The organism is Hymenobacter agri (genome assembly GCF_054778495.1).
Genome location: NZ_BAAGZM010000791.1, coordinates 1 through 1,605, shown reverse-complemented (window position 1 = coordinate 1,605; position 1,605 = coordinate 1). Strand labels below are relative to the sequence as shown.

General features: G+C 65.1%; 2 protein-coding genes and 1 pseudogene. 2 read left to right on the top strand and 1 reads right to left on the bottom strand.

The genetic code is table 11. The annotated features are described in order from the left end of the window. The coding region (locus ACYVDE_RS22170) for a 2Fe-2S iron-sulfur cluster-binding protein (protein WP_460503711.1) at positions 1 to 153 on the bottom strand (153 nt) is incomplete at its 3' end. Between the two features lie 36 nt (positions 154 to 189). Here ACYVDE_RS22170 and ACYVDE_RS22165 point away from each other — a divergent pair. Further along, positions 190 to 1,380, top strand: a complete 1,191-nt coding sequence (locus ACYVDE_RS22165; RefSeq protein WP_460503710.1) for a hypothetical protein — start codon at positions 190 to 192, stop codon at positions 1,378 to 1,380. A gap of 13 nt (positions 1,381 to 1,393) precedes the next feature. Continuing rightward, positions 1,394 to 1,605: pseudogene (locus ACYVDE_RS22160) on the top strand (hypothetical protein); the annotation flags it as partial.

Below are 1,605 nucleotides of genomic sequence, written 5' to 3'. Positions count from 1 at the left end.
CAGCACCTGCACGCGGCAGGTGGTGCAGCGGCCCTTGGCTCCGCAGGCGTGCATCCAGTCGTGGCCGGCGGCTTGCAGCGCCGCCAGCAGCGTGGCATCGGCCGGCACCTCAATAGGGGTGCCGGGCAAGTTTTCAATCGTCAGCAGGGGCATTTGTGCCTAACTTGGGCCACCGAAACCGGCCTTTTTATGAACGACAAATATAGCCTCGCCAAGTGCGCGCAATATGGCCGCCGCTTGGCCGCCCGGCTTTGCGACCAGCATTTCGACTCCCAACCCGATGCCACGCTCGACGGCCCGGCCGTACTCAAATTCACCCCCGTGCGGCAGCTTAACTTGCTGGTCGTTCGGCAGCTGCTGGGCCAGTGGCAGGCCGAAACAGCCCGCCTGCGCAGCCCGTTTTTTGATTTTGAAGCCGCGCCGGTGCAGGCGGCGCTTAGCCAGTTCATGAACGTGCTTTCGCGCCACATTCGCCTGGGCCGCGCCGCCTACGAGCCCCTGCTGGCGAAGGCCACCGCCGATACACTGGCTTTGGTGGCCGACCCGCTCGGCAGCGTTCAGCACTTGCTGCTGGGTACTGCCGAAATGCCCACCCTGCCCGGCCTGCGCGATGCCGTGCGCTACATCGACCTTGATAAAGCGTTCTACCAGGGCTTTGTCGACAGCCTTTCGGCCAATAATTCCCTGAGCCGCGAGTTCCTCACGCACCGCTTCGAGTTGTACCACGCGGCTAATTACCGCGCGCATCAGTCCATGCAGCGGCTTGTTGAAGAACTCAGCGCCCTGCTCCCCCTCACCACGGCCGACTTGCTGGAAGATGGCCCGGTATCGTCCATCACCCCCCCGCCAGCCGAACCCGCCCCAGCTCCGGCTACGCCGGAGCCCGCTGCTCCGCCGGTTCCGGTACCGCTGCCCACTTTTGTGTCCGCACCGGCCTCAGCTTCACCACCGGCAGCAACTCCCCCCGCCGACCCGCCGGCTACACCAGTAGCTCCTCCCATGCGCCCCCTGCCGCATACCGAGGCAGCAACGCCTGTTCCGCTGCACGAAAAGCTTAAAGCTGGTCAGCCCGCGGCCCCCGCCCTGGCCGACACGCTTCGCTCCACAGCCGCGCCGGTTTCGTTGGCCGAGCGCGCCAGCCCCAAAGTCGAAACCCTGCGCGAGGCCATTTCCATCAACCAGCGATTCAGCTTCATCAACGAGTTGTTCAACGGCGAAAACATGGACTATCACGCCGCCATTCAGCACCTCGACTCGCTCCCCACGGCCGAGCAGGCCCGGGCTTACGTCACCGGCGATTTGTCGCAACGCTACGACTGGAGCCGCAAGGAAGAACACGTTAACAAGCTGCTGAAGCTCATTGAGCGCAAGTTTGCCTAGCCCCGCATCCATCGTGTCCCCGTGGGGCCAGCGCTTGCGGCGCTGGCTGCTGCCGTGGCTGCTGGCCGTGGCCGCCTTGGCCAATCTGGCCTATCCGATGTACGTGCACTACGACTTCTCGCACTCGCTCGACACGCGCAGCTACCTACGCATGGCCACCGGCCGGTTCGATAGCGTGAGTGTGACGCGGCGCTACCGCGTGCTCGTACCGGCGGCGGCGGCCGC